Source organism: Cryobacterium lyxosi (genome assembly GCF_004403345.1).
GTDB classification, from domain to species: Bacteria; Actinomycetota; Actinomycetes; order Actinomycetales; family Microbacteriaceae; genus Cryobacterium; species Cryobacterium lyxosi.
Genome location: NZ_SOGT01000008.1, coordinates 220,317 through 239,292 on the forward strand (window position 1 = coordinate 220,317; position 18,976 = coordinate 239,292).

Genomic DNA, 18,976 nt, shown 5'->3' on the forward strand with positions numbered 1-18,976 from the left:
GGCATCCGCTCGCTACGGCCGGCGGAGCAGCGCTCCCTCGTGCCGGCAGGTCGCCGCGGCGGTGAGCATGGCGTCGGCCAGCAGCGCCTCCCACGCCGTGGAGTCCTGCGGCACCCCGTCGTTCATGATGGTGCAAACGGATGCCGCCAGTGTTGCGTCCCCCGCCCCCATCGTGTCGACGATCGGGCCGTCAAGCGCGGCGATCGGGACGCTGACCAGCCGATTGTTTTCGAACGAGACTGAAGCACCGAGCCGACCGGCAGTCGCCAGCACGGTCTGCGCGCCCCCATCGACGAGTCGTTCGCGCAGCTCGTCGAGCGTGCTGTCGTAGAGAAGGTCGGCGTCTTCGTCGCCGACCTTCACGAGCAGACTGCGCGCGGCGAGCGCCTCAAAGTTGCGTACGAACCGCGGTCCGTCGTGCAGCATGCCGGCCCGCGGGTTCGGGTCGATCACGAGGCGGTGCTCCGGGTCGGTGACGCAGGCGATGAATGCCTCGGTTTGCGCGGTGTCGTCGAACGGAAAACAACTCACGACGACGATGGCAGCGGCGACCAGCGCCGCCCTCTCGGCCGCGCCGAACTCGATCCGGCGCGCTTTAGCGGCGTCGTTGAAGAAGTAGCGGGGTTCGCCATCGGTGCGATCCGACACCGCCCGGGAAGACCCGAGCGGGCCCGGTGTCGCGATCAGCTGCACGCCGTACTGGTCGAGGAAGGACCGAAGCACCGCGCCGTCAGCGTCGTCACCGACCATCGCGATCAGGGTCGTCGGCACCCCGAGTATGGCCAGGCCCACCGCCACGTTCAGGGCTGCACCGCCGGCGAATTCCCGGCTCGCCTCACCGTCACGCAGCACATCGATCAGGGCGTCACCGACGACGACGACACGGGAAGGGGCGTTGAGTTCAGGCATGGGGTCCAATCTCTTCGGAGCCGCGAGCGATGAGCTCGGCCGGCACGATGTAGGGGTGACACCGGCGAGTGCGGCGACCTGCCGCATGGTCGGCCGGGCGCACGGCGCAACGATTGATCTCCAACTCGATCAAGCGCCTCGACACTACAGTAAGCGTGGTCTCAGGAAAGCACCGCCATCGTTGTCAGGGCTGCATCTGTTGTCAGCTGTATCAACTCGGCAACAGCTTGTTTGGACAGAGAAAAAGTCGGTAGAAGGAGTTTATTCTCCTTCTACCGACTGCTCTGGCACCGTGTCGCGTCAAGCGCTCTTGCGTCCGGACATTGATCGCATCAGGAACATGATCACGGCGATGATCGCCAGTACGATACCGACCCAGAGCAGAAATTGAAGCGACTGCACCAGACCTCCGGTAATGAGCAGCACCACCGCGATAACGGCCACAATGATGAGTAACGGGTTCATAGTCCGACCTTTCATTTCATGCGCGGGAAATCCCCGATTGCGGCGATACTACCCCCTTATGGGGGTGGAAAACAGATGCCGCGTGTGGCCTCTGCTTTCGTGTCGCCATCGCGCGCTTTAGTATGTCGAAAGCGTGGGCTCGATCTCTTTCACCCAGGCCAGAACGCCGCCCTCAACCTGACGCACATGCTCATAGCCTTGCCGCTGCAGCTCGGCGCAGACGGCAGCCGAGCGCGGGCCAGCCTTGCAGTGCACGACAACGTCGCGGTCCCGGGCAAGGCACGCCTCTCCGGAGAGGATGGTGCCCTGCGGCACGAGTAGCGCCCCGGCAATGTGTACGATCTCGTACTCCTCTGGTTCCCGAACGTCGATGAGGTCGAAGTCGATCTCGCCCCGCTGCCGAGCCTGGAGCATAACGGCGAGTTCCTGCACGGAAATCGCATCGTCATTGAGGCTCGATGTCCCGCACAACGCCTCGTAGTCCATCAGCGCGGTGATCGCTTCGGCCGCAGGGTCGCGCGCAATGCTGATTTCGCGCCAGGTCGCTTCGAGCGCATTGAACAGCACGACCCGGCCAAGCAATGTGCGCCCGACCCCGGTGATCAACTTCACGGCTTCGGCCACCATCGTCGAGCCGATCGTTCCGCACAGCATTCCAAACACTCCACCCTCGCCACAGCTGGGTACTGAGCCCGCTGGCGGGGCTTCCGGATACAGGTCTCGGTAGGTGGGTCCGTGCCGGTTCCAGAACACGCTGACCTGCCCGTCGAAGCGCAGGATGGATCCCCAGACGCAGGGTTTACCGAGCATCGCGGCAGCGTCGCTGACCAGGTAACGCGTGGCGAAGGTGTCGGCGCCGTCGACGATCAGGTCGTACTGGGCGAACAGGTCGAGGGCATTCGCCGCACTAAGCCAGACGTCGTGCTGGTGCACCGTGACCAGCGGATTGAGCTCGGCGACCGCGGCCGCTGCCGATTCTAGTTTCGAGTGGCCGAGGCCTGAGGTACCGTGGATGATCTGGCGCTGCAGGTTGCTGAGGTCCACGGTGTCGTGATCGACGATGCCGAGCGTGCCCACCCCGGCGGCTGCGAGGTAGAGCAGCACCGGCGAGCCGAGTCCGCCGGCGCCGATTACGAGAACGCGCGCATTTTTCAGCCGTCGCTGGCTGAGCATTCCGATTTCGGGAATAAGAATGTGGCGCGAATACCGCTCGCGCTCGGCTTTGGTGAGCTCCTCGCCGGGTTCGACGAGCGGCGCGAGCACCGGCATCCGCGTCACAGGTCGGGCCGCCCGGCCATCGGTGACGACGCCAGCGCGTGCTGGCGCCGCGGAATGCGGCCGGCCTGGGCGGCCCTCCGTCCTGCCAGTACGGCGTGCTTGAATGCATCGGCCATGAGCGGCGGGTTCTGCGCGCGTGTCACGGCGGTGGCCAGCAGCACTGCATCGCAGCCCAATTCCATCGCCAGCGCAGCGTCAGAGGCGGTACCGATTCCGGCATCGAGCACCACGGGAACACCGGCGCGGGCCACGATCAGCTCGATATTGTGCGGGTTGAGAATGCCGAGCCCGGTGCCGATCGGCGCCCCGAGCGGCATCACGGCCACAGCGCCCAGGTGTTCGAGCCGGAGCGCGAGCACCGGGTCGTCATTGGTGTACGCGAACACCTTGAAGCCCCGCGCAACGAGCTGTTCGGTGGCCTCCACCAGTTCGACCGCATCGGGCAGCAGGGTCTGCTCGTCGGCGATGACCTCGAGCTTGATCCAGTCGGTTTCTAGGGCTTCCCGAGCCAGCTCGGCGGTCAGTACCGCATCGCGCGCGGTGAAACAGCCGGCGGTGTTCGGCAGCACCCGGATGGAATTCTCGACCAGCAGTTCGAAGAGTGAACCGGTGGTCGCTGCGCTGTGCCGCCGCATGGCGACCGTGGTGAGTTCGGTTCCCGACGCTCGCAGTGCTTCACCGAGGCCATCGAGACTCGGTGCTCCCCCGGTGCCCATGATCAGGCGGGAGGTCAGCGCCACGCCGTCAATCACCAGGCTGTCAGTGTTCGTGAAGTGTGCGGTCTGCACGGTCAACCTCCCTGGACTGCAGAAACAATTTCAATCTCATCGCCCGCCGTCAGCCCGGTAGTCGACCACAGGCTGCGGGGAACGACCGCGGCGTTGCGCGCCACGGCTACTCCGAGGCGGCCGCCGTCGGCTGCATGGCCGCCCGTTTCGATGCGTCGCCCGGTGATCTCGGCTACGAGGTCGGTCACGGTGCCGCCGGATACGGTTCGTTTCTGGCCATTGACGGAGATGATCACGGTCACGATAGGCCTCCTTTCAGTGAAGCGGATGCGGGCTCTCGGCTCGCCGAGAATCGATCGGGCCGAAAATTTCGCCACCGATCGTCTGCAATGCCCTCGATGAGCTGCAGGCAGTACTGGGCTGCGACCGGGGTGAGCAGTACACCGTGACGAAAGAATCCGGTGGCAATGATGAGGCCGGCGATGTCACCGTTTAAACACCCGACACGGCCGAGGAACGGTGCATTGTCCGGCGTTCCCGGACGGGCCCGAGCGGTCGTTTCGATCAGCTCCAGCTCGCTGACCGCCGGCACCAGGGCCTGTGCATCACGCAACAGCTGGTATACGCCGCCGGCCGAGACCACGCCCGAGCCGTCTTCGCGCTGGGTGGCTCCGATCACGAGCGTTCCGTCGGTGCGCGGAACCAGGTAGACCGGCACCCCGTGCACCAACCCGCGCACCGTGCAGGTGAGCAGCGGCCGAAGGTGCTCGGGCACCCGCAATCGAAGTACGTCCCCGTACACCGGGCGAAGCGGCAGGCGCAGGTGCTCGGGGAGCCCGTCCAACCCGCCCGCCCAGAGTCCATTGGCCACGACCACCTCATCGGCTTGGATCGAGCTGCCGTCAGCCAGGGCGACGCCGGTAACGCGCGAGGAGGCATCCGTTGCATCGGCGTGCAGTAATCCACGCGCACGCACCCGAATCACGGCGTCCTGGCCGTTGGGCGCGAGGGCGGCGAGCGCGAGCTGGATGCGCTCGGTGAGCCGTCGCGGGTCGACCTGGTGATCTTGTTCCACCAAAAAAGCGCCGGAGACCTGGGGGCTCAGCAGCGGTTCAAGCACCCGCGCTTCGCGCACGGTGAGGGGCTCGACACCCAATCCATTGGCCACCTGCACAGCACGCAGGTCGGCGAGGGCTTGCCGGTCGGCCGCGTCCGCGCCCACGTTCAGCGTTGTCGTTCGCTGGTATCCGGTAGCGTCGCTATCGGTTCCGAGCGAGTCGATGAAGTCGGGATACAACTTCGAGGACGCGAGCATGAGATCAAGCAATGCCTCTTCCCGATAGTGCAGTTCGCTCACCGCGGCGAGCATTCCGGCTGCAGCGAAGGTGGCACCGCCGGCCGGGTCGGGGTCGATGACGACCACGCTACGGCCGGAATGCGCCAGCGTCCAGGCGATGCCGAGCCCGATGACGCCGCCGCCAATGACGGCAACATCAACTGTTCGCTGCGCTTCCCGCTCACTCATGGTGTGCACCGATGCCACGGCAGCGCCCCTTAGGGTTGGTCGCATGGACCCCATCACCGCCCGGCTGTATCTCTGCACCGATGCCAGAAAAGATCGCGGCGATTTCGCCGACTTCGTGGATGCCGCCTTCGCCGGCGGGGTCGACATCATCCAACTGCGCGATAAGAACATCGACGCGGCCGAGGAACTTCACTATCTCGAGGTTCTGCACACGGTCGCCGACCGTCACGCCCGGCTCTGGGCGGTCAACGACCGAGCGGATATCGCCGGCCTCTCCGGCGCACCGGTTTTTCATGTCGGCCAGACTGACCTGCCGCTGCCTGCCGCCCGCACACTGCTCGGCACGGCTGCGCGGATCGGCCTGTCCACCCACACCATCGAGCAGGTGGATGCCGCCGTCACCGCCGAGAACCTCGACTATTTTTGTGTCGGTCCGGTCTGGGCTACGCCAACGAAACCCGGCCGCGCAGCGGTCGGAACCGACCTGCTGCGCTATGCGGCCGCGCAGAGCGCCACCGTCGGCAGCCTGCGCCCCTGGTTCGCCATCGGCGGCATCGACCTCGGCAACATCGCCCAAGTCGTCGACGCCGGCGCCACCCGGGTAGTGGTGGTGCGCGCGATCACCGACGCCGACGACCCGACGGATGCCGCTCAGCGTCTGCTCGCCAGCCTCCCGCCACTCGGCTAGTCCCACCGACCGTACCGCGTTCATCGCACGCCTGCAGTCAGAGTGGATACTGCTGTTGCACGGGCGAACAGCTGATGAAAGTGGTGAATCGGGCCATTTCCCTGGCCGACCTCGAGGTCGTCGGCGTGGGCCAGGGCGTCCTGGAGCCAGTCTTTGACCTCGACGAGGGACTGCGCCCAGTCACCGGTTCTCGCCTGCACCGTGGCCATGGCCGAGGAGAGCGAGCATCCGGTGCCGTGCGTGTTCCTGGTGCGGATACGTGGCAACGCGACCTCGACCACGCTGTGCGACAGTAACCCCTGGGTGTTGACCAGGGCATCCGGGCAGCTGGTTTCGTTGAGATGGCCGCCCTTGACCAGCACGGTGACACCGGTGCGAGCAGACAACCTTCCGCCCTGCTCCAGGGCCTCCGCCCAGGTGGCCGCCGGGTGCTCCCCGAGCAGAACAGCCAGCTCGGGAACGTTGGGCGTGACGAGATCGACCTGAGGGATCAGGTCGCGCAGCGCTTGCTCGGCTGAGCGGTCAAGTAGCCGGTCGCCACTCGTTGCCACCATCACCGGGTCGAGCACCACCACGGGCGGTCGACACTCCATGAGCCAGGAGCGCACCTCGGTAATGACGTCGAGTTGCGCGAGCATGCCGATCTTGACGGCATCGATGGTTACATCGTCGCTCACGGCGTTCAATTGTGCGCGCAGAAAAGCCACCGGCGGGGTGTGCACCGAGCGCACCCCGCGCGTATTCTGCGCGACCAGAGCACTGATGACCGCCATGCCGTAGCCGCCGTTGGCCGCAATGCTCTTCAGGTCGGCTTGAATCCCGGCGCCGCCGGTCGGATCGGTTCCGGCGATACTGAGAATTCGAGGCGTTTGCCGCAGCGCGAGCTGGGAGGTTTGATCAGTCATCCGTGACATTCCTTCGCTAGTACTAACTAGACAGGTTCGACGGGTATTGATCTCAGCACGCACACTATGTGCGGCACCCCGTGTCAAGGATCACCCTATACGCGCGCGCATTCAGCGCACAACCGCGCACGCGGTCACCCTGGAGCACGCCTATGCGCCGCCGGCTCTGCGACCGCTCAACGACTGGCTGCACAAAGTATTTCGCAGATAGTCACGCCAACGATGGGAGCCTGCCTACGAATGGTGGCGCAGGCTCCCCTCGCCCTCTGCGGCAGAACGGGCAACTCGCAGGGTGATGATCTGGAAAGCGCGCAGCACCAATCGACCACCAGCATCGGTTGTCGACTGCACTGCTACAGGGGCGACAGTGCGTTCGAGCAGATCGGTCTCGACGATTTCTGAGACAGTGAAGCCGAAGCTGACAGTGCCCGTGGAGCGCGAACCGCTCGCCTCGTACAGTCGCACGATAAGGTCACCGGAACGATCTTCGGCCAGTTTTACGGCTTCGACCACGATCGATGGGCACTCGCTCACGACTACGGGCGCTACGGCCGCGCCGACCACATCGCGCAGCGGCAGGTTGATCCGGTAGCCCTGCGCCGCAGCTCCGAGTACGTCTGGCGTCAGACTTATCGAGGTGCGAAGCGTGTGCACTCCTTGATCCGCAGTTGGGTCAGGGAACGTCGGCGCACGCAGCAGTGACTCCCGCACAGTCGTGGTCGTCCCTCCCCCGACTCGAGTAGTGCGGCTGATGTCATGCCCATAGGTTGAGTCGTTGGCAATCGCAATCCCGAAGCCCGGCTCCCCGACGAAAACCCACCGGTGTGCGCAGGTCTCGAAGCGAGCAGCATCCCAGGACGTGTTGACGTGGGTCGGCCGATAAATGTGGCCAAACTGTATTTCAGACGCAGCGCGGTCAGCGTGCACGTCGAGCGGAAAAGCCAACTTCAACAATTTTTGACGCTCATGCCAGTCAACCGTCGTCACGATGTCCAGGCTCGGCTGGTCACCGAGTACGGTCAGATCCTGCTGAACGGATGACCCCCCGAAGCGCCGCGTCACGCGCACCGTGACCAGCCCTGCACTCTGCACGAGCACCTTGACTTCTTCTGCTTCCAGAAGTTCCACGCCGTTTCGGTCGTAGTGCTCGTCGATGTCCCACGCGTCCCACTGCGTCGGGGTATCCCGAAAAAGTTGGAGCACATTGCCCGCTTGCCCCGCGGGCACGGCTTCTCTTCCGCTCACGCGGTCTACCAAGGAAATGAGGAGCCCACGTGCATCGATGGATGCCCGCACGACGTCGTTCTCGAGCACGAACGCCCCATCGGCCTGATGAAGGCGCACGGCTCCGGTTGGTATCCGCGGCGCAGCAGACAGGGCAGGCACTCCCGCTACCGGGAACGGTGACGCATTGAAGCTCACCGGCGTCGCATCCGTTTGCGCCGAGGAGGTGAGCGCCGCCACGGATGTCGCGATCAGGTCTTCGAGATCGATTCGCACGGTCTCGTAGGCCGCTTCGGCAACCTGATGCACCCACGCGATAGAGCTTCCGGGCAGAATATCGTGAAATTGATTGAGCAACACGGTCTGCCAGGCAGCAGCCAGTCGTTCGTAGGGATAGTCAGCGCCCATATAAAAGTACGCCGTTGATGCCCAGAGCTCGGCCTCCCGAAGCAGGTGCTCGCTGCGACGGTTTCCGGATTTGGTCCTGGACTGCGATGTGTAGGTACCACGGTGAAATTCCAGGTAGAGCTCCCCCGACCACACGGGCGGGTTGGCATACGTGGCCTCCGCCTCCTCGAAGAACGCCCGCGGGCTGGCCATACGCACGGTCGGTGAACCCTCGAGCGAACGCGTACGCTCCGCCGCTGCGAGCATCTCCCGATTGGGCCCACCGCCACCGTCTCCAAAACCGAACGGTACCAGCGACACGTTTGACGCACCCTTCTCGGAGTATTGGCGTTGAGCCCGGGCCAATTCTTCCCCCGATAACAGCGAGTTATAGGTATCCACCGGTGGAAAGTGGGTGAAGACCTGGGTGCCGTCAATTCCCTCCCAAGCGAAGGTGTGGTGAGGCATGGTGTTGGTTTCGTTCCAACTGATTTTTTGGGTGAGGAAGTATTTCGATCCCGCCGCGGTCACGATTTGTGGGAATGCCGCCGTGTATCCAAACGAGTCCGGCAGCCAGATTTCGAGGGGTTCGATGCCGAAATCCTGCATGAAGAAAGCCTTGCCCACGAGCAGCTGCCGAGCCAGCGATTCCCCGCTGGGCATGTTGGTGTCGGATTCGACCCACATACCGCCCACCGGAACGAAGCGGCCCTCGAGTGCGCGCGTCCGGATGCGTTCAAACAGTTCCGGATAGTGCTGCTTCATCCATGAATACTGTTGCGCCGACGAACAGGCGAAGATGAAGTCGGGGTCTTCATCCATCAGGTGCAACACGTTTGAAAACGTGCGCGCACACTTGCGAATGGTTTCACGCACCGGCCAGAGCCAGGCCGAGTCGATGTGGGCGTGCCCGACAGCGATGACTCGGTGGGCGCTGGCGTAGGCGGGTTGCGCCAGAAGGGGCGCCAGTAAAGCGCGGCCGAGGGATGCCGTGCCGCTCACATCCTCGGGGTCCATTTGGTCGGTCATTTTTTCCAGCGCCCGAAGAATCTCAGCGGTACGCGGTAGGTCAGGGCTCAGCTGTTCCATGAGTCCAAACAGTGTCCACACGTCTTGGTCCAGTTTCCACACTTGGGTGTCGAGCAAAGCAACGTCCATGCGGCGCAGGCGGTAGATCGGTTCGATACCCGCCGTAGCCTTGTCACCCACGAGTGTCGGCTGAAAGCCCCAGTCACTTCCCACGTCGGGGTTGGACGCGGCTTCAATGTAGATATCAACCTGCTCTCCCGGCTGGGCGATCAGCGGCACATAGTTATTGAACGGCTCCACCGCTTTCACGATGTGCCCCTGCGCGGTGAAGACCAGACCTTCCGCCTGGAACCCGGCCTGGCCAGACAGAAAACCGAGGTCCACGATGACTTCCGTGCGCGTGTGGAGGTCGTGAAACCGAGACCAGTCGGAGGGAACCATACCTGTGATGTGGAACCACGTCGTGCCCCAGGGCTTGCCCCAATGCTGGCCGATGCTGAACGGGGTGAAATCCTGGCCTTGCGCCTCAGAAAACGGCACGGGTTCGTCGGGCACTTCCCACGCGCTGATGGTCAACGGTGACGAAACCCGGTACAGCGACGGGGTGACCCGCTCGCTGACGAAACGACGGATGCGGGCGCGAATGAGGGTGGAATTGTCGTGCACGTGGTGCTCCTTGCGCTGGAGGGGTCAGAGCGTGACGGCACCGGCCATGGCCGAGGATCCGCCGAGAACACGCGACACGAAGACGTAGAGCGAACTTTGGGGAGGCCACCGTGATCGTGGTCGATTCCGAGGCTGCCTTATCGCCGTTCGCTGAACAGCCGGACACGACGAATACTGCCATGGCCACGAGTGCGACGGCGAAAGCATGTGACTTTTTCATGAATTGCCTGAGTCCCTGACGCAGTGCTCCTCGGCATCGTTGCCGGTGATTCTGCGTATTCCATACATACAACGGATGAACTAATTGCTGTCCAGATTTACTCTAGGAATGTAACAGGACTGAGACTTTTAGAAAAAGACCAGAAAATGTACAGCGTCGACGACCACGGGGTCGGTGTGTACGCCGGCCTGGTTGAATCCGCTGAGCGCGTGAAGGTTTCCCCGTGGGAGAGTCGGAGCACGTGATCGAACCGTAAGGTCTCGCTGCGCCCATCGGGGGATGGCCGTGCAAGACTGCACTAGAGTCTTGGCCTATGGCTTTCAGCCCGCGTCCCTATCCAGCTCCGCATCGGCGCCTCCAGTTGTGCCCGTGCCGGTGGCGGTAAATCAGTGTGTGCGTGATCGAAGCAAAGGGGTTTTGATGTGTGGGATTTTTTAGGGGGTCAGTATGAGCAGATCCTGTTCAACAGCTGGCAGCACTTCAGTCTCGTCGTGCAGTGTCTGATCCTGGCGACAGTCCTCGCCGTCGTGCTGGCCGCCGTCGTTTACCGCAGTTCCGCGCTTACCGGGATCGCTAACTCGGTGTCAGCCATTGGCTTGACTATCCCGTCGTTTGCGTTCATCGGGCTGCTCATCGCGCCGCTTGGCTTCGGCGTCGTTCCGGCCGTCATTGTCGTGGCGTTCTTCGCCACTCTGCCTATTCTGCGCAACGCGGTCGTGGGCCTGTCGGGTATCGCACCGTCGATCGTGGAATCCGCCCGCGGCATCGGCATGAGCAGGTTCCGCACGCTCCTGCAGGTGGAACTGCCGATGGCGTGGCCGATCATCCTCACCGGCATTCGGGTATCCGCTCAAATGGTCATGGGAATCGCCGCGATCGCCGCATATTCCCTCGGCCCGGGCCTCGGCGGATTCATCTTCTCCGGCCTCTCCCGACTCGGCGGTGCCAACTCCCTCGAGTCGGTGCTGACGGGCGTCATCGGCGTTGTCGTGCTCGCCCTTATTCTTGATCTCCTTCTCGTCGGCCTGGGCCGCCTGACCACACCCCGAGGTATCCGTGTCTGAACTCACTACATCCAACAGCGCTGAATCCATGAGCACCGAAGGTTCCACCACCCCGACCGGCATCACCGGTGCGAACATCCTGCTGGACCACGTCACCAAGCGTTTCCCCGGCCAGGCGCGCCCCGCCGTCGACGGTCTCACCATGGAGATCCCGGCCGGCAAGATCGTCATGCTCGTCGGCCCCTCGGGCTGCGGCAAGACCACTACCCTCAAGATGATCAACCGACTCATCGAACCCTCCGAAGGCCGCATCGTCGTCGACGGTGACGATGTCACCAATATGAATGGCGATACCCTGCGCCGAGGCATCGGCTATGTCATTCAGGCCGGCGGACTCTTCCCGCACATGACGGTGGCCACCAACATCGGCCTCGTGCCGAAAATGCTCGGCTGGGACAAGGCCCGCATCACGGCCCGCGTCGACGAACTCCTCGAGCTCGTCTCCCTCGACCCGGCGCTCTACCGAAATCGGTACCCCAAGGAACTTTCCGGCGGTCAGCAGCAACGCGTCGGGGTGGCGCGTGCCCTCGCGGCCGACCCGCCCGTGCTGCTCATGGACGAGCCGTTCGGCGCCGTCGACCCGATCACCCGCCTCCGCCTGCAGGACGAACTGCTCAACATCCAGGAAGAACTGCAGAAGACCATCGTCTGCGTCACGCACGACTTCGACGAAGCTGTCAAGCTCGGCGACTGGATCGCCATCTTCAACGAGGGCGCCCAGCTCGAACAGTACGATACCCCGGAACGCATCCTCGGCGACCCGGCCAACGAGTTCGTCGAAAACTTCATCGGGTCCGGCGCCGGTCTCAAACAGCTCACTTTGACCCGGGTGGCAGAGGTCGGGTTCGGCGACGCCGTCGTGGGTAGCCCCGGCGAACGGGCAGCGGATGTCCTGGCCCGCCTCATCGACGCCGGCCACGGCCACGCGGTCATCGTCGATGAGCGTCACCGTCCCATCCAGTGGCTCTCCCAGCGCAAGCTCGGCCGCCTCGAGGTCATCAGCAACGTTCCCGACCCGAAACTTCCGGTCGTCGGCTATCGTGCCACGCTCAATGACGCACTCGACACAATGCTCGTCTCCAGCGCCGGGGCCGCGCTCGTCACCGGCCGCCGCGACATGTTCAAAGGCGTCATCGACGTACAGACCGTCATGGATGCCATTACCCGGTCGCAGACCGCTGCCGTACTCGCGTCGGACCAAGCGCCCGTTGGACTGAACACCGGCGTGTTCCAAGCGCAGGCGCCTGCCGCCGAACTGTACGAGACCGAGAGCGATGGCGCCGACGCGCGGGCCAATCAATGAGCACCCGCGCCCTGGCTAGAGAAGCCGGCATTGCCGGCGGCGACTCCGCCGTCGAAACACCCGGCGACCCGGCCTCGCGGTCCGTACCGGTCAGTCCGGCTCGCGCGGCCTGGCAATCCTGGCGGGGACTGGTCTACCAGCTGGCCGGCATCCTGCTCGCGTTCGCCGCGCTCGTCATCTGGCTGCTGACGGCCAACCTCTCAGCGATCGAACTCACCACCCTCGCCCCGGACGCGCTCTGGATTTACACCGTGGAGCACATCCAACTCACCCTCCTCGCTGCGGCGATCGTATTGGTCATCGCAATTCCTTTGGGAATCGCCCTGACCCGACGACCCCTGCGGTTTCTGACCGCTCCGGTGCTCGCGATCGCCAACATCGGGCAGGCCGCCCCCGCGATCGGCGTCGTCGTACTCCTCGCATTCTGGGTCGGCTTCGGCTTTTGGGCGGCGACGCTGAGCCTCGTGCTTTATGCGGTGCTCCCGGTGCTGCGAAACACCATGGTCGGCCTGCAGCAGGTCGACGCCCGCCTCATCGAAGCCGGACGCGGCATGGGCATGAGTTCCACCGCCGTGCTCTTTCGCGTGGAACTACCTCTCGCCGTGCCGGTCATGCTGTCGGGCGTGCGTACCGCCCTCGTGCTACTGGTCGGCACCGCAGCCCTCGCTACGTTCGTCAACGGCGGCGGACTCGGCATCCTCATTACCACCGGCGTCAATCTCAGCCTCACCCCCGTGCTCGTCACCGGAGCCCTGCTCGTGGCTCTACTGGCCCTCCTCATCGACTGGATCGGCCGCGTCGTAGAACACGTCGCCCGCCCGAAGGGACTCTAGATGCACCGCCCCGCTTTTCACGCCCGTCGCGGACACCTCGGCCGCTGGGGCCTGACAGCGAGTGTGCTCACCGTGACTGCCCTCGCCCTGACCGGCTGCGGTCTGCAGCCGGCGACCTCATACGTTCCCGCGGTTGGACCCGGGTCGATCACCCCGCTCGACGGTGCCGAGGGCGTCAACCTCACGGTCACGTCCAAAAACTATACCGAGCAGCTACTGCTCGGCAAGATCGCGGTGCTCGCCGGGACCGCCGCAGGATTCGACGTCACTGACCTCAGCAATGTGCCCGGCAGCCAGCCCGCCCGCGAACTCATTCTTTCGGGCCAGGCCGACGTGCTCTGGGAATACACCGGCACCGCGTGGCTGACCTATCTTGGCCAGACAGAGGTGATCACCAACCAGAACGAAATGTGGCAAGCCGTGCACGACATCGACCTCACCAATGGGGTCACCTGGGGCGCGCCGGCACCGATGAACAACACCTACGCCCTAGCGGTACGCAGTGAGGCGGTCGCCGAACTCGGCGGCATCACCGCGATGTCCGAACTCGCCGCACTGCCCGTCGAGGACCGCACCTTCTGCGTTGAAGCCGAATTCAACTCCCGACCGGACGGCATGAACCCCATGCTCGCCCACTATGGGCTGGAACGTGGCGCCGCCGACAGCGTGCCCGACAGCAACATCGGCGTCTACGACACCGGTGCGATCTACAGCGCGACCAACGACGGGGCCTGCAACTTCGGTGAAGTCTTTACAACCGACGGTCGCATCGACGCGCTCGACCTCACCGTCCTGACCGATGACCTCGCTTTTTTTCCGGCGTACAACGTGGCACCGATCTTCTTCACCGAAACGCTCACGGCGCACCCCGGCCTGGAAAAGATCTTCGCCGCGATATCACCCAAACTCACCGACGAGGTTCTGCGTGGCATGAACCGTCAAGTTGACGTCGACGGTGCCGAACCCGCCGATGTGGCCTACACCTGGATGATCGACGAAGGTTTCATCACTGACCCGGCCGCCTAGCGGGAGCTTCCTGGCTAGCTTTGATTGAAGTTCTGGATGTGCCGCTCAGCATTTGTTTTTTGGGTCGGGTTTTGTCTGACCTGATTCTTCTTCGGGCCTTACTGGCCGAGGTTGAAAATCTCGGCCGGCCGGTCCGCGCACGGGCGTGGTCGCAGCATCGAGGTGTCGGCGACGCACAGCCCCTTAACACTGACACGTGCACACGGCGCTATCCCACCGGGCGTCCACCCCTCCTAAACTGAGGGCATGCGCACTGCCGGAGTGGATCTCGCCGCCGAGCCCAAAGGCACCGCCCTGGCCGTCATCGACTGGGCCGACAGCCGAGCATCACTGTGTGAGCTCCAGCTCGGCGTCGCTGACAACATCATCGCCCGCACGGCGGGCACCGTTGAGAAACTCGGCATCGACTGCGCGTTCGGTTGGCCGGACGAGTTCGTGCATTTTGTGGTCGCGCACTCCAGCGGCGACCAGAGCCGGCCCGGAGTCGACGGCGGAATGGACTGGCGCCGTACTCTGGCCTACCGCGAGACCGATCGTGACGTACGAAAAAGAACCGGACGATGGCCGCTCAGCGTGTCCACCGACCGGCTCGGACTCACCGCTATGCGGTGCGCCGGGCTGCTGGCCAGAATCTCCGAGACCGGCATCATCGTCGACAGGTCAGGTTCTGGAGTCGTCGCAGAAATCTACCCGGGAGCATCGCTACGACTGTGGGGTTTCTCCACAACGGGCTACCGAACGGAGCCCACCATTCGAAAGCAGCTTCTCCAACACATTCAGGATGTCGCGCCCTGGCTCGATCTCGGCCCGTTCGCGCCACAGATGATCACCTCAGCGGATGCCTTCGACGCCGTGGTCGCCGCACTCGCCGCCCGCAGTGCCGCCCTGGGATTCTACGAGCCGCCTGAACCATCCATGCGTGATCGCGCCCGGCGGGAAGGCTGGATCTTGCTCCCGTCCGGCTCTCTCGCCGATCTACTCCGGTAGCCGTCAGAGTGTTTCTCAGTTCCCCCACCCTGCTGCACCGTCGTTTACGCCTCATGATCTGATCCGCTCGCTCCGGGACCACGGCACGGATGCCGCGATCCCGGAGTATTCGATGGTTCGCCGCTGGGGCTGGAGATCAGCTGACTTGCGGGAACCCGAGGTTGATCTCACTCGTCGTTGGGTCGGGCCAACGGGTGGTCACCACCTTGTTACGGGTGTAGAAACGAATGCTGTCCGGCCCGTACATGTGGGTATCACCGAACAGTGATGACTTCCAGCCGCCGAAGGAGAACGACCCAACGGGCACCGGTATGGGCAGGTTGACCCCGACCATTCCGGCCTCAATCTCAAATTCGAATTGCCGCGCGGCACCGCCGTCGCGCGTGAAAATGGCTGCCCCGTTGCCGAACTCGTTCGCGTTGGTCAACTGAATGGCTTCTTCAAAGGTATCCACGCGGACGACCGACAGTACGGGGCCGAAGATCTCGTCGTCGTATACCTTCATGCCTGGCTTCACGTGGTCGATCAGGCTGACACCGATGAAGAAGCCATCTGAATCAAACTGGTGCTGGCGACCGTCCACAACAACAGTGGCACCTTCATCCGCTGCCCCGGCAACATACGATGCAACCTTGTCGCGGTGCGCAGCGGTGATCAGCGGGCCCATCTCTGAAGCAACATCCGTTCCCGCGCCGATCGTCAGTCCGGTCATCCGCTGCTTGATGGCATCGACGAGTTCATCAGCAATACCGCCAACGGCCACGAGCACACTGACCGCCATGCAGCGTTCCCCCGCTGAGCCGTACGCCGCCGACACCGCCGCATCTGCAGCCATGTTCAGATCAGCATCCGGGAGTACCACCATGTGGTTCTTAGCGCCGCCCAGCGCCTGCACGCGCTTGCCGTTTTCGGCGGCCCGCTTATAGATGGATTTGGCAACAGGCGTGGATCCGACGAAGCTGATGGCCTTCACCTGAGGATGTTCCAACAGCGCATCCACGGCTTCCTTGTCGCCCTGGATAACGTTCAGCACGCCGTCAGGGAGCCCTGCCTCGGAGAAAATCTCGGCAATGAAAATGGCCGTAGATGGGTCTTTCTCGCTGGGCTTGAGCAGAACGGTGTTGCCACAGGCCAGCGCACTGCCGATCATCCACAACGGCACCATGGCCGGAAAATTGAACGGAGTAACGCAGGCCACTACGCCAACCGGCTGGCGCACCGAGTGAACATCGACGCCGGTCGACACCTGCTCTGAGTGCTCCCCCTTGAGCATGTGGGAGAGTCCGGTGGCGAACTCGATATTCTCCAGGCCCCGGGTAATCTCGCCCTCCGCATCAGAAAGCACCTTGCCGTGTTCGCTGGTAAGAATGGCCGCCAGCTCCGACTTGCGCTCGCTGAGGAGCTCTCGAACCTTGAAAAAGATGTTGGTGCGTTTGGCCAGACTGGTGGCCCGCCACCCCGGCAGCGCCGCACTGGCGGCCCCGATAGCTTCCTCGACCCGGGATGCTGAAGCCAAAGCGACCTCTTTGTTTTGCTCTCCGGTGGCGGGATTGTAGACGGGGGCAAAACGTTCGGCGTCGGTGATCTTTCGACCATTGATGTAGTGCGGAATTCGCTGCATGGGGGTGCTCTCTGTAGCTGCGGGACGCGGGTCAGTGGATGAGGTCACGACCGTTGTCATCAGCGGACCTGCGCTTGGGCTAGCGCCGGAATCTGTTCCGGTTCGGGTTCAGGAGCCAGGGTTCCGTCGACGAGCTTGACGATTATGGAGCAGTCTTTACGGCCCTGTTCAGCATCGAGAACGCGCTGGAACAATTGCTGCACATGCTCCCCAATCTCCAGTGGTGTATTCGTTGCCCGCGCGGCGGCGATAGCCAGGCCGATATCTTTATTAGCCAACTCCGTCGTGAACGTCGGTGCAAAAGCAGTGTTAGCGGCGGAGGATGCGATGACTCCGGCAATTGGATACCAGGTGCGCAGGGCCCAACTGTCACCGGAAGAAACCGACGCGATGTCCCAAAACACCTGCTTGTCAAGACCGAGACGATCGGCCAGAACGGCACCTTCAGCGGCCCCCGCGAGATTGATGAACAGCATGAGATTGTTGCAGATCTTCGCGGCCTGGCCTGTGGTAGCACCGCCGGTCGGAATGATGTTGGCAGACATCGACTCGATGAACGTGCTGGCAGCAGAGACGGCGTCGGGTTCCCCGCCGATCATGAACGTCAATGTTCCAGCCTGAGCACCGCTGATCCCGCCGGAAACTGGAGCGTCAACAAAACGGAATCCAGCCTCGGCTGCCGCATCGTGAAGCCTCTGCGCGGATTCGACGTCAATGGTGGAGGAATCGATGAGAAGGGTGCCGGGACTCACCGAGGCCAGCACGCCGCCTTCACCCAGATACACGGCAATGGCGTGCTCACCTTTGGGCAGCATGGTGAAGACGACCTCGGCGCCAGAGACAGCATCCGCGATGCTGCTTGCCCGTGTGAGGCCATTGGCGGCCGCGGCCGCGAGCGCCTGCGGACTCAGGTCGAAACCGCGCACTTCGTGCCCGGCCTTCACCAGGTTTGCCGTCATCGGGCCACCCATATTGCCCAGACCGATCCATCCAATTACAGCCATTCGCAAGCTCCTTTGCTCTTTTCCAGCGAGAACACACTTTCTGTATCACCACCCTCACACCGTGTTACGGTGCAATCAAGATAAAAAAATACAGACACCCTGTGCATTCATGCACAAATACGCTGATGTACCCATTGGCAGAAGGCCAGCGCGTGATGGTTGATTTCAAGCGGTTCCCGAGCCCGGATGACCTGCTCATCCTGCTCACCGTGGCGCGCTTGGGCCGATTCACCGCCGTGGCCGAGGCGCTGGAAACCACCCACACCACCATTTCCCGCCGGATTCTGGCGCTGGACAAGCGGCTGGGTGGGCGTACCCTCGAGCGAAGCCCGCACGGATGGGAACTCACGGAGCTCGGAAACCAGGCAGTCCGTGCAGCGGAGATTATCGAGACCAGCCTGGGCGCTCTCACTTCAACACTGGCGCATGACGCGGATCCGCTTTTCGGACTCGTACGCATCAGCACGCCCGACGGCTTCGGCGCAGCTTTTGTCACCCCCGCCTTGGTCAAGCTTCAACAGCAACATCCCAAGCTGAATGTGGAGATGCTCAGCGCGACGAGAAAGATCAACCAGAACCGCTCCGGCGTCGACCTGGAAGTCGTGGTCGGCCCAATCGACTCGAGTAGAGCGCAGACGATCTTTCTGACGAACTATTTCATCCGGCTGTATGCCAGCCCCAAATACCTCGCCATGACAGGAACTCCACAGACTATTGATGACATCAAGGACCACAACTTTGTGTCCTATGTCGAGTCATCCCTCCAGGTCGCCGAGCTGGGGCATCGCTCGTCACAGTTACCAAATCCAGCCGCGAGCTTTCAATCCACCAGTATTTTCGCCCAGGTCGAAGCCGTGCGACGCCACAGCGGCATCGGATTGCTTCCATCTTTCATGGTGTCGGGGCGGCCGGATTTTGTCCCCGTGTTACCGGATTCTTTTCACCGAGAGCTGCCTATTTGGGCTGCCGCCCGCGCCGAGTCTCTTCGATCCATGGCCGTGAAGGCAGCAATTGAGGCCATCCAGCAGGAGATCTCCGAGCGCCGGAACGAACTGGCGGCCTAGCTCGCACGGCGGCCCCACCCGGTCTGTGGTTTTACAGATCTGCCTGCACC

Annotated in this window: 16 protein-coding genes, 1 pseudogene and 1 riboswitch; of the genes and pseudogenes, 7 read left to right on the forward strand and 10 right to left on the reverse strand. The window is 63.3% G+C overall.

Annotation, left to right across the window (positions count from 1 at the left end):
• Positions 1–12: 12 nt before the first annotated feature.
• The 6 genes from E3T27_RS07260 to thiO all read right to left on the reverse strand — a co-directional run bounded on the left by E3T27_RS07260 (position 13) and on the right by thiO (position 4,905).
• Positions 13–909, reverse strand: coding sequence for a PfkB family carbohydrate kinase (locus E3T27_RS07260; protein ID WP_134572084.1), 897 nt, complete (start codon positions 907–909; stop codon positions 13–15).
• A 300-nt stretch (positions 910–1,209) separates the two neighbouring features.
• The gene (locus E3T27_RS16520) at positions 1,210–1,374 is read right to left on the reverse strand and encodes a DUF2207 domain-containing protein (RefSeq protein ID WP_146069887.1); all 165 of its coding nucleotides are present in this window, start codon (positions 1,372–1,374) and stop codon (positions 1,210–1,212) included.
• A gap of 117 nt (positions 1,375–1,491) precedes the next feature.
• Positions 1,492–2,643, reverse strand: a complete 1,152-nt coding sequence (moeB, locus tag E3T27_RS07265) for a molybdopterin-synthase adenylyltransferase MoeB (protein WP_134572175.1) — start codon at positions 2,641–2,643, stop codon at positions 1,492–1,494.
• A 5-nt stretch (positions 2,644–2,648) separates the two neighbouring features.
• Positions 2,649–3,368 (reverse strand): thiazole synthase, encoded by a 720-nt coding sequence (locus E3T27_RS07270; RefSeq protein ID WP_104127199.1) that lies wholly within the window; start codon positions 3,366–3,368, stop codon positions 2,649–2,651.
• Between the two features lie 74 nt (positions 3,369–3,442).
• Complete coding sequence (thiS, locus tag E3T27_RS07275; protein WP_134572176.1) at positions 3,443–3,676, reverse strand: sulfur carrier protein ThiS; 234 nt, start codon at positions 3,674–3,676, stop codon at positions 3,443–3,445.
• Positions 3,677–3,678: 2 nt separating this feature from the next.
• On the reverse strand, positions 3,679–4,905 hold the full coding sequence (gene thiO / locus E3T27_RS07280; protein ID WP_134572085.1) for a glycine oxidase ThiO: 1,227 nt from the start codon (positions 4,903–4,905) through the stop codon (positions 3,679–3,681).
• A 43-nt stretch (positions 4,906–4,948) separates the two neighbouring features.
• Here thiO and thiE point away from each other — a divergent pair, with 43 nt between their 5' ends.
• Positions 4,949–5,593, forward strand: coding sequence for a thiamine phosphate synthase (gene thiE / locus E3T27_RS07285; protein WP_241992163.1), 645 nt, complete (start codon positions 4,949–4,951; stop codon positions 5,591–5,593).
• Between the two features lie 68 nt (positions 5,594–5,661).
• On the opposite strand, the pseudogene thiD reads toward thiE, so the two are convergent.
• Together thiD and E3T27_RS07295 are read right to left on the reverse strand one after the other, a co-directional pair.
• A pseudogene (gene thiD / locus E3T27_RS07290) lies at positions 5,662–6,507 on the reverse strand (bifunctional hydroxymethylpyrimidine kinase/phosphomethylpyrimidine kinase); the annotation flags it as partial.
• Positions 6,490–6,589: riboswitch (TPP riboswitch) on the reverse strand. Its footprint overlaps the pseudogene before it by 18 nt.
• A gap of 143 nt (positions 6,590–6,732) precedes the next feature.
• The gene (locus E3T27_RS07295; RefSeq protein ID WP_134572088.1) at positions 6,733–9,804 is read right to left on the reverse strand and encodes an alpha-mannosidase; all 3,072 of its coding nucleotides are present in this window, start codon (positions 9,802–9,804) and stop codon (positions 6,733–6,735) included.
• Between the two features lie 642 nt (positions 9,805–10,446).
• Here E3T27_RS07295 and E3T27_RS07300 point away from each other — a divergent pair.
• From E3T27_RS07300 to E3T27_RS07320, 5 genes are all read left to right on the forward strand, one after another.
• Positions 10,447–11,088 (forward strand): ABC transporter permease, encoded by a 642-nt coding sequence (locus E3T27_RS07300; RefSeq protein WP_104196864.1) that lies wholly within the window; start codon positions 10,447–10,449, stop codon positions 11,086–11,088.
• A 28-nt stretch (positions 11,089–11,116) separates the two neighbouring features.
• The gene (locus E3T27_RS07305; RefSeq protein ID WP_104196865.1) at positions 11,117–12,391 is read left to right on the forward strand and encodes an ATP-binding cassette domain-containing protein; all 1,275 of its coding nucleotides are present in this window, start codon (positions 11,117–11,119) and stop codon (positions 12,389–12,391) included.
• On the forward strand, positions 12,388–13,224 hold the full coding sequence (locus E3T27_RS07310) for an ABC transporter permease (protein ID WP_134572089.1): 837 nt from the start codon (positions 12,388–12,390) through the stop codon (positions 13,222–13,224). Before E3T27_RS07305 ends, E3T27_RS07310 begins: the two co-directional genes overlap by 4 nt.
• Complete coding sequence (locus E3T27_RS07315; RefSeq protein ID WP_104196867.1) at positions 13,225–14,250, forward strand: glycine betaine ABC transporter substrate-binding protein; 1,026 nt, start codon at positions 13,225–13,227, stop codon at positions 14,248–14,250. It abuts the gene before it with no gap.
• A gap of 246 nt (positions 14,251–14,496) precedes the next feature.
• On the forward strand, positions 14,497–15,237 hold the full coding sequence (locus E3T27_RS07320; protein ID WP_134572090.1) for a DUF429 domain-containing protein: 741 nt from the start codon (positions 14,497–14,499) through the stop codon (positions 15,235–15,237).
• 136 nt (positions 15,238–15,373) lie between these two features.
• On the opposite strand, the gene E3T27_RS07325 is transcribed toward E3T27_RS07320, so the two are convergent.
• Positions 15,374–16,858, reverse strand: coding sequence for a CoA-acylating methylmalonate-semialdehyde dehydrogenase (locus E3T27_RS07325; RefSeq protein WP_104196875.1), 1,485 nt, complete (start codon positions 16,856–16,858; stop codon positions 15,374–15,376).
• A 59-nt stretch (positions 16,859–16,917) separates the two neighbouring features.
• Positions 16,918–17,862, reverse strand: coding sequence for a 3-hydroxyisobutyrate dehydrogenase (mmsB, locus tag E3T27_RS07330; protein WP_134572091.1), 945 nt, complete (start codon positions 17,860–17,862; stop codon positions 16,918–16,920).
• Between the two features lie 125 nt (positions 17,863–17,987).
• Between mmsB and E3T27_RS07335 the strand changes: the two genes are divergently transcribed.
• On the forward strand, positions 17,988–18,926 hold the full coding sequence (locus E3T27_RS07335; RefSeq protein ID WP_420898047.1) for a LysR family transcriptional regulator: 939 nt from the start codon (positions 17,988–17,990) through the stop codon (positions 18,924–18,926).
• The last annotated feature ends 50 nt before the right edge of the window (positions 18,927–18,976 follow it).

Coding starts and splice junctions, on each gene's coding strand:
- E3T27_RS07260 (WP_134572084.1), bottom strand. CDS start 909: ATGCCTGAACTCAACGCCCCTTCCCGTGTCGTCGTCGTCGGTGACGCC.
- E3T27_RS16520 (WP_146069887.1), bottom strand. CDS start 1,374: ATGAACCCGTTACTCATCATTGTGGCCGTTATCGCGGTGGTGCTGCTC.
- moeB (WP_134572175.1), bottom strand. CDS start 2,643: ATGCCGGTGCTCGCGCCGCTCGTCGAACCCGGCGAGGAGCTCACCAAA.
- E3T27_RS07270 (WP_104127199.1), bottom strand. CDS start 3,368: ATGGGCACCGGGGGAGCACCGAGTCTCGATGGCCTCGGTGAAGCACTG.
- thiO (WP_134572085.1), bottom strand. CDS start 4,905: ATGAGTGAGCGGGAAGCGCAGCGAACAGTTGATGTTGCCGTCATTGGC.
- thiE (WP_241992163.1), top strand. CDS start 4,949: ATGGACCCCATCACCGCCCGGCTGTATCTCTGCACCGATGCCAGAAAA.
- E3T27_RS07305 (WP_104196865.1), top strand. CDS start 11,117: ATGAGCACCGAAGGTTCCACCACCCCGACCGGCATCACCGGTGCGAAC.
- E3T27_RS07310 (WP_134572089.1), top strand. CDS start 12,388: ATGAGCACCCGCGCCCTGGCTAGAGAAGCCGGCATTGCCGGCGGCGAC.
- E3T27_RS07315 (WP_104196867.1), top strand. CDS start 13,225: ATGCACCGCCCCGCTTTTCACGCCCGTCGCGGACACCTCGGCCGCTGG.
- E3T27_RS07320 (WP_134572090.1), top strand. CDS start 14,497: ATGCGCACTGCCGGAGTGGATCTCGCCGCCGAGCCCAAAGGCACCGCC.
- E3T27_RS07325 (WP_104196875.1), bottom strand. CDS start 16,858: ATGCAGCGAATTCCGCACTACATCAATGGTCGAAAGATCACCGACGCC.
- mmsB (WP_134572091.1), bottom strand. CDS start 17,862: ATGGCTGTAATTGGATGGATCGGTCTGGGCAATATGGGTGGCCCGATG.
- E3T27_RS07335 (WP_420898047.1), top strand. CDS start 17,988: ATGTACCCATTGGCAGAAGGCCAGCGCGTGATGGTTGATTTCAAGCGG.